This window comes from Virgibacillus sp. MSJ-26 (assembly GCF_018918075.1).
In the GTDB taxonomy this organism is placed as follows: domain Bacteria; phylum Bacillota; class Bacilli; order Bacillales; family Amphibacillaceae; genus MSJ-26.
Window position 1 is genome coordinate 164,895 of the sequence record NZ_JAHLPW010000007.1, and the last position, 6,838, is coordinate 171,732.

General features: G+C 35.3%; 6 protein-coding genes, 2 tRNA genes and 2 rRNA genes. 3 read left to right on the forward strand and 7 right to left on the reverse strand.

The genetic code is table 11. The features are described from left to right. Nucleotides 1-122 precede the first annotated feature (122 nt). From KQI49_RS08845 to KQI49_RS08855, 3 genes are all read right to left on the reverse strand, one after another. Complete coding sequence (locus KQI49_RS08845; protein ID WP_216488125.1) at nucleotides 123-1,424, reverse strand: sensor histidine kinase; 1,302 nt, start codon at nucleotides 1,422-1,424, stop codon at nucleotides 123-125. Next, nucleotides 1,421-2,110, reverse strand: coding sequence for a response regulator transcription factor (locus KQI49_RS08850; RefSeq protein WP_216488126.1), 690 nt, complete (start codon nucleotides 2,108-2,110; stop codon nucleotides 1,421-1,423). Before KQI49_RS08850 ends, KQI49_RS08845 begins: the two co-directional genes overlap by 4 nt. Before the next feature lie 103 nt (nucleotides 2,111-2,213). Next, entirely contained in the window at nucleotides 2,214-2,669 is a 456-nt protein-coding gene (locus KQI49_RS08855) for a sialidase family protein (RefSeq protein ID WP_216488127.1), read from the reverse strand. A gap of 1,210 nt (nucleotides 2,670-3,879) precedes the next feature. Here KQI49_RS08855 and KQI49_RS18750 point away from each other — a divergent pair. The 3 genes from KQI49_RS18750 (at nucleotide 3,880) to KQI49_RS08865 (ending at nucleotide 5,925) form a co-directional block, all read left to right on the forward strand. Beyond that, a complete protein-coding gene (locus KQI49_RS18750; protein ID WP_256438999.1) occupies nucleotides 3,880-4,014 on the forward strand; it encodes a hypothetical protein in 135 nt (44 codons plus the stop codon). A gap of 467 nt (nucleotides 4,015-4,481) precedes the next feature. Then, nucleotides 4,482-4,772 carry a hypothetical protein gene (locus KQI49_RS08860; RefSeq protein ID WP_216488128.1) on the forward strand — a complete coding sequence of 97 codons (291 nt, stop codon included), beginning with the start codon at nucleotides 4,482-4,484 and terminating at the stop codon, nucleotides 4,770-4,772. An 85-nt stretch (nucleotides 4,773-4,857) separates the two neighbouring features. Next, on the forward strand, nucleotides 4,858-5,925 hold the full coding sequence (locus KQI49_RS08865) for a tyrosine-type recombinase/integrase (protein WP_216488129.1): 1,068 nt from the start codon (nucleotides 4,858-4,860) through the stop codon (nucleotides 5,923-5,925). A gap of 2 nt (nucleotides 5,926-5,927) precedes the next feature. Here the strand turns inward: KQI49_RS08865 and KQI49_RS08870 are convergent. From KQI49_RS08870 to KQI49_RS08885, 4 genes are all read right to left on the reverse strand, one after another. Continuing rightward, nucleotides 5,928-5,998, reverse strand: a tRNA-Thr gene (locus KQI49_RS08870). A gap of 159 nt (nucleotides 5,999-6,157) precedes the next feature. Continuing rightward, nucleotides 6,158-6,232 (reverse strand) — tRNA-Asn (locus tag KQI49_RS08875). Between the two features lie 248 nt (nucleotides 6,233-6,480). Further along, nucleotides 6,481-6,596, reverse strand: a 5S ribosomal RNA gene (gene rrf / locus KQI49_RS08880). Nucleotides 6,597-6,724: 128 nt separating this feature from the next. Next, nucleotides 6,725-6,838, reverse strand: a 23S ribosomal RNA gene (locus KQI49_RS08885); the annotation flags it as partial.

Here is a 6,838-nt window from a genome sequence, read left to right on the forward strand (position 1 = left end):
ATCAATTATCAACAACTAACTTTAACAGAGCCAATTTTTATTATCCTTTAAGAAATCATTTTTGCGTTCCCAAACTTCATTATAAACTTTAAAATAAACGTAAAGGAAAATGAAAGGTTATTCTAAACTCGCGGGAGCATAACAGTAAATGTCGTCCAATTATTTTCTTTACTTGAAGCATGGATTTCTCCCCCTAATTCACTTGTGATTGATTTTGCAATAGATAACCCTAAACCAAAACTGTTCTGTTCAATATGGCGGGAACGATCACCTCGATAAAATCGGTTAAATATCTTCGATAAATCTTCCTCGGCTATTCCTTTGCCAGTGTTTCTGACCCGAAAAACAATCATTTTTTTATCTTTTTCTAACGTGATATCTATCTTTCCTTTTTCATTTGTATATTTATGGGCATTATCAAGCAGGATCATCACTAACTGTTTTATTTTATCGGAATTGCTATTCAACATTATTTCTGGCTCAATTGAATGGGTGATATGAATCTCTTTTTCTTTCATAGCAGCTTCCATGGTTAAAACCATTTCTTCTACCATACTGCTTATATGTATCTCCTTCATTTCTAGTCGGGTGGTTGGCTGATCTAGTTGTGCCAACTCTAACAAATTCATTATCATTTTTGTCATTCGATCGGTCGCCATTTTCATATAACCAAGCCATTTCATCTGATGATTAATGGTTTCATCTCGGTTATCCATTAGGACATCGTAATTTGCCTGAATAATCGAAAGTGGTGTTTTTAGCTCATGCGATGCATCGGCAATAAATTGTTTCTGATTTTCCCATGCTTTAGCAATAGGTTGTACTGCACTATTTGCAAAATACATACTAATAAAGAAAATAATCACTAGCAAAATGAATCCAACAACAAATAATGTAACCAACAGGCTCTGTAACGTTTGATCCATCTCTGTCACATCTAAAAAGGTCATTTGGTACAGGCGATCCGTGACCTCGAATTTCTCGCCATTATCTTGTATTACATTCACTGATAAAGGTGTAATCTCAAATTTCCACTGTTTATCGTTAAAGGTGATATTGCTTTTTTCCTTCATCTTCCATGCAGTTTCGGCAATTTTTATATATTTTTCCTCAGGTAACTCCATGGATGAATCAATTTCTACAACTTCTCCTTGATCATTAACTATTAAAACAAAAGAGGAAAATCCACTGGTTGAAAGTGCCTGACTAAGGGAAAAAGCTGCATCCTTTCCACCGTTGTTAAATAGATCATCTCCATAAACAGTCATTTCAGTTGCAGCACCTTCACTTAGTTTTTCTTCAATGTCCGAAGAAATATTATGATAAATAACCGAATAGATGATTACAAAAGCTACTATAATGACCAAAGAGGTGATCGACATATTTAAGAAAAGGAATTTATTACGAAGCTCAGTAAACATCATGATGATTCATCCTTTTCTGTTTGCAACAAATAACCTGCACCACGAATTGTTCGTATCGTAACAGAGGAACCTAATTTTGTTAACTTTTTTCGCAACAAAGAAATATGTATTTCCACACGGCTTTCATCGGCATCGGTGTCAAATCCCCACACTTTTTCAATCATCATTTCTTTTGAGATAATCATATTTTTCCGTTTCATTAACAATTCTAGTAATTGTGCTTCCTTTAGTGTGAGGGATACCTCCATTTTGTCATAACAGAGTGTAAGCGTATGCTGATTAAATTCAATATCTCCATAAATAAAAGTATTATTATGGGCCAAATCAGTAAATCTCCGTCCCAATGCGCGTAATCGTGCTAGCAATTCCTCTGTTTCAAATGGTTTTGCTAAATAATCATCTGCTCCACTATCTAGTCCTGTTACCCTATCTTCGGTATCACCTCTTGCGGTTAGCAAAATGACTGGTGTATGGACCTCGTTTTGGCGTAGCCTTTTAAGTACACTGAAACCATCCATTTCTGGAAGCATAATATCCAAAATAATGACATCATAAATGCCAGACAGTCCGTAATCTAAACCATCTGTCCCATTATCGACAAGATCAACTGTATAATGATGTTTTTTTAGAATGTGAACGATGGCCTCTGCCATATACGTTTCATCTTCCACCATGAGAATTCTCATATTGAATCATCCTTTTTTACTATTAATCACCCGCCGCAAGACATCTGCCTATACTTTTTCGCGGCGAGTGTTTATGTTTTGTGACTCGCATGATTGTTACATGTTAGTCTTTTTGAGCAGGATCAGTGATCCAAGTATCTCCTCCATCAGTAGAATACTTAAGGACACCATCTACTATTTTCGTTTCAATGCTGCCAGTATTTTGTTCCGGGTTAGACTTAGTCACAATCCATGTCTCTCCGCCATCTAATGAATAGCGAATTTCACCTTCCTCTAAAGGTGCCATTTCATCATTTCCAGAAACATCAAAAAGGTCGCCATCCGTAATAACTTGTTGATTCCCCTCCTCAATGACAGTCAGACCTTCTGGAATTTCTTCGCTCCATGTTTGTCCGTCATCTACAGAGAATCCAACCACACCATCTTCCTCTTCTATCGATATGGAACGATTCGATTCTGCTGCTAGAACGGTGCTTACACTGAGAATTCCAATCATTAATCCAACTCCTAAAAACACTCCAAACTTCTTTTTTGATAAATGTACAAAATTTGCATTCATGTTTTCATACCTCCTATATTTCTAATGAGCAGATGCCTTATATTAATTATTATAGGAGGGATACCTTTAGTGAACCTTTAATAAATTATAAAAGTAGTCTTACATTTTCATGATCTTTACATCATTACTTCGTATCGGAGTTTTCCCTATTATTACAACACATTTTGATTAAAAGAAAAAGTTAGTTCACACTACACAATTTAACATACTTAAACTTGATCATCCGATTACCCATTTTTTAAAGTACGCCATGGTCAAAAACAGTGATGGAAACAAATCAGTTTGCATGAATCATTAAGTAATGCTATTTGGGTTGGGTTAGTTCATATATTGATTAATTAGTCAATCTGATTCTCGTCTGAGCTGTATCGCCAAAAGATGATTCGAACCCTATATTATTCTCTACTTTAATTTCATCCCCATTTCTAAAGAAACTGGATTTATCAATTCTGAAAGCAAACTTGTTTAGGCTAGAATGACATTTAAGTTATTCGGGTCTTTATTCATTTTTTCAAAGAAAACGTTTCATTCCTTTTGACAAAATATATAGTCCCACTTGGAATAATAGTAGAAAATAACAAAATATCGTAGCTACCTGAATCTATATAATTAAAAACTTTTATTAACTTTTTTATAAATCATGCAACAAATCGACCTTTTGTGTAGGGACTAAGTATAAGGAGAGATGAAAAGCCTTTTTCTTCTGATGTCCATCCCAATTCATCTGCTTGCTTACGTACAGCACTTTTTTGCAATTCAAGAAATTAAGGATGTCATTTGGCATTTCATAAAAAAATTTGTTGAAGGTTATGAAAGGGAAATCCATCACCCAACTTTGCAGTTGCGAAGGGAGAGGAGATACATGATAGAACCAGATCGAACTAATTCGCCAATTCGTTGTACCTTTAAAGCTTTTTGTAAACGAGTTTTGAAAAGTGAAGCAATCAACATTTAAAACAAAAGGCAATAACAAGCAAAGAAGAAGAAATTGAAAGCTTTCAAGTGACTGGAAATAAAATCACTCCGAAATTACTTGCTGAAGCGATGTGTACCCTGCCAAGGAAAAACGTAATACTGTCTTATTATACTATTTTTTCAACTATCTGATGTGAAAATTGGTCAATTACACCATATTTCACGCACCACAGTACAGTATTAGACGGACACAGATCTTTTGAACGGTAAAAACGATTTTTGGAGGAGCATTCGGATGAATATGATGGTTAATTCCAATACAGAAAATAACGAACGTCGTTTATTGCCAGATTCAAATATTTTAGCTACAGATACGGGTGAAACTAAAACAAGGAAATACTTACTGGGGCATCTGTATAGGTACGCATAGCCATTTACGGTAGACGCTTATACATCTGTATTAGATTTCAAGATTTGATAAAGTAATAACTAAGTTTTCTCCTTCATTAATCATATATTTGTTCTTTGACAAAGAAAACACGGAAGATAGATCCGTGAATTATAAACAAAAAATCAGATATGTTCTACTGATGACGAGCTACTTGATTCGTATGCACCATGACTTTCGTTAGAAACGAGCGATCATATATGAGTCTAATACAATCATGGTGGATTGCTGGCGATAACTCATCAGTATGGATAATGATACTACCCTACCGTCATGGTTCGAGCGTTCAAAGCGTCGCAGGCTATGAGTAGGGCTGGAAGAAATACTTGCAGGGGTGAAATTCTCGTGGAGCTGTACCAACAGCCGTCTGATTTTAAATAATCAATTTATCTACGTAAAAAATACCTTTATATCTGAATGCAAAAATAAACAAAGAAAGGTGAAATGTAATGGTTGATACATCTTTTGTAAAAATACAAATTGATGATGATGCTTTAGAACAACAGATTCTTAAACAGATTGATGAAAAAATGAAGGAATTAGGAATGGATAAATTATTTTATAGCCTTGATGACTTAATGCAAATCACTTCATTTTCAAAAGGTCATATCATGAACACTTTTTTTGATGATTTTCGATTTAAACAAATCAGACGAAAAGTAGGCAGAAAATGGGTGTTTCCAGTCGCAGAGACAAACAAATTTTTAAAAAAGTGGGTTACAGAGCAACCCAATAAATAAAAATTTGCATCTGGGAGAACAGTTCGCTATTTTAATAGTATGTATGTAACTGTTCTTCTTTAATTTGAAAGGATTGAAGGAGAACATGGCAGTAGAAAAAATCAAGGAAAAAGGAATTGTTGTCGCATATCGCTCTAATGTGCACTATAAAGGTAAACGATATATCGGAAAACGTAGGCAATTAAAGGAGGAGGCCGAACTAGATGAACTAGAACAAAAAAGAGATTTACTTACAGGTAATTATTTGGAAGAATCCAGAAAAACTTTAGAGGATGGATTCAATGATTACATGACGCTCGTTGCTCCAAAACAATTGAGTCCGAGTTCTTATCGAACTGCTAATTCCTATTATAAAACACATATTAAACCAGCTTTTGGATTCCGGGAAATGACGAGTATCAAATCCATTGAGATTCAAAAGTTTCTTGTACAAAAAGAAAATGAATTAGCTAATTCATCTATTATAAAGTTATATACACTCATGAATCAAATATACAAGGCAATGATTCAATGGAATGAAATAAAAGATAATCCATTAGATGGCGTAAAGAAACCGCCACCTAATTATAAAGAAAAAAGCACCTGGTCAAAAGAAGAGTGCCATAAATTTTTGTCAGTTGCAAAGGAATATCAAAGTTACCCAGCGTTTTGGCTTGCTTTACAGTTTGGTTTGCGATTCTCTGAAGTTATTGGCTTACAATGGGAAGATATCGATTTTAAGAATAAAATCCTACACGTTAACCAAGCATATCATGAACGTGAAAAAAAGCTAGGTCGTTTAAAAACCAAAACATCAAGACGGTCTATTCCTATATCAGATAAACAGCTAATTTTTTTAGAAAAACACAAAGAGAAGCAAACACCTAGAAGTAAGTTGGTTGCTTCAAATTCAAATGGCAGTTTCTTAATAAAAGGGAATGTAAGGCATGCGATGAGACGTATTTGTAAACGTGCGGAAGTAAAGTTAATCACCTTCCATGAATTAAGGCATACCCATGCAACCCTAATGCTTGAGTTAAACGAACACGTTAAAATTGTTCAGCAAAGATTAGGACATGCTAAAGCTGAAACAACAATTAATATTTATTCGCATGTTCGTCCGCAAGTTCATCAAGATTCTGCACAACGTTTTTCGGATTTTTTCGAGGTATAATAAGCCAGTAGCGAGAATCGAACTCGCATCACCAGCTTACCATGCTGGTGTTTTACCATTAAACTATACCGGCAAATAAAAAGTCGTCACTGTTTCGTCACTGGAAACAGGAAATATAAAATGAACAGTAGCCTAAAACGTTGATATGACAAGGTTTATATGTTGAAATATTTAGATGGTATTTGCCTTACCATGGAAGCGCTCTACCTGCTGAGCTATGGAAGCATAAAAATGGCTCCACAGGTAGGGTTCGAACCTACGACCGATCGGTTAACAGCCGATTGCTCTACCACTGAGCTACTGTGGAATAATAAAGAGTATTTTTATACTTGTGTGAATCTTCTTATAAGTGACGCCTGCATCTTCTAGCTTATTCAGAGATGTTTAGTGCTTCGGCGTTACTCGTAGCTTAATCGTCGGAGATTTTGCACGTTGCTCTACCACTGAACTACTGTGGACTGTGGAATCATGTAAATGAAGATTAATTATATTACTTCATTCACTATTGTATGTATTATACCATAACTTTATTCAAAAATCATATGAAAAAAGTAAGCCTGGCGGCGTCCTACTCTCGCAGAGACAAAGTCTCAACTACCATCAGCGCTGAAGAGCTTAACTTCTGTGTTCGGTATGGGAACAGGTGTGACCTCTTCGCTATTGCTACCAGACCTACATTCTGTAGGTCGTTCTCTATTGTTCATTTTAAATGAACCCTATGAACTTCCTTAACTAGGTATAATATTTATACCTTAAAAACTAAATAAGAGTATATGTCTACACATCTGCGATAAAAAAGTTAGTTAAGTCCTCGATCAATTAGTATCCGTCAGCTTCACGTGTCACCACGCTTCTACCTCGGACCTATCAACCTCATCGTCTCTGAGGGATCTTACTCATTTAAAATGATGGG

What these genes read in the sequence shown, in the direction of transcription:
- KQI49_RS08845 (WP_216488125.1), bottom strand. Translation starts at nt 1,424, where the DNA reads ATGATGTTTACTGAGCTTCGTAATAAATTCCTTTTCTTAAATATGTCG.
- KQI49_RS08850 (WP_216488126.1), bottom strand. Translation starts at nt 2,110, where the DNA reads ATGAGAATTCTCATGGTGGAAGATGAAACGTATATGGCAGAGGCCATC.
- KQI49_RS08855 (WP_216488127.1), bottom strand. Translation starts at nt 2,669, where the DNA reads ATGAATGCAAATTTTGTACATTTATCAAAAAAGAAGTTTGGAGTGTTT.
- KQI49_RS18750 (WP_256438999.1), top strand. Translation starts at nt 3,880, where the DNA reads ATGAATATGATGGTTAATTCCAATACAGAAAATAACGAACGTCGTTTA.
- KQI49_RS08860 (WP_216488128.1), top strand. Translation starts at nt 4,482, where the DNA reads ATGGTTGATACATCTTTTGTAAAAATACAAATTGATGATGATGCTTTA.
- KQI49_RS08865 (WP_216488129.1), top strand. Translation starts at nt 4,858, where the DNA reads ATGGCAGTAGAAAAAATCAAGGAAAAAGGAATTGTTGTCGCATATCGC.